The organism is Bacteroidota bacterium, assembly GCA_030017895.1.
Classification (GTDB): domain Bacteria; phylum Bacteroidota; class Ignavibacteria; order UBA10030; family BY39; genus JASEGV01.
Window position 1 is genome coordinate 1 of sequence record JASEGV010000168.1, and the last position, 660, is coordinate 660.

At 38.5% G+C, this 660-nt stretch carries 1 protein-coding gene; it reads left to right on the top strand.

Features of this window, described 5'->3' with window-relative positions:
* Window positions 1-118 precede the first annotated feature (118 nt).
* On the top strand, window positions 119-660 hold a 542-nt coding region (locus QME58_14485; GenBank protein ID MDI6805018.1), incomplete at its 3' end, for a sialidase family protein.

Consider the following 660-nt stretch of genomic DNA (forward strand, 5'->3'; position numbering starts at 1 on the left):
TTTTACAAAAAACACTTGACTTTCAATATTAGGGGATGTATATTAAACCCACAAATAATAACTGCACATTAACAATTAAAAGGACAGCGATGTGTGATATTAGTAAAAGAGGTATAATATGAAACCCAATCAATTAATCATTCAATCTTTAAATCTTTTAATCATAATATTTTTGTTTTGCTTTTTAATTAATTCTTTACTTGCCCAACCTGCCCGTCCGGCTCGCCCGATAGTCGAGCAGGCAGGCCGTGAAACCTGGTGCGGCGTAACCTGGCTCCCTGCTGTGAAGCTATCGCCCGAAGGGACTACTGGATACATATCACGTATGACTGTGCAGGGTGATACCGTTCATTTAGTTTTTGAGAATTCGGACACATACAGATTACCATATGTACGGTCAACGAATGCAGGTATCGACTGGGAGCCAATAAGAGAACTAATTATAGACACAGTACAATTTCCATACTGGAATGTTTCAAATTTAAAGATAGCGTCGAATGATAAAAAATTATATATTTTTTTTATCGGAGGGAGCCATGGTTCAGGACAAACTCCAATTTTTATGTTATCATCTTCTGACCATGGAGATTCTTGGACTGAACCCAGGGCAATCAATCAGGGCAACCCTTTTCCACGTAATGTTGCAATACTTGGCGATAC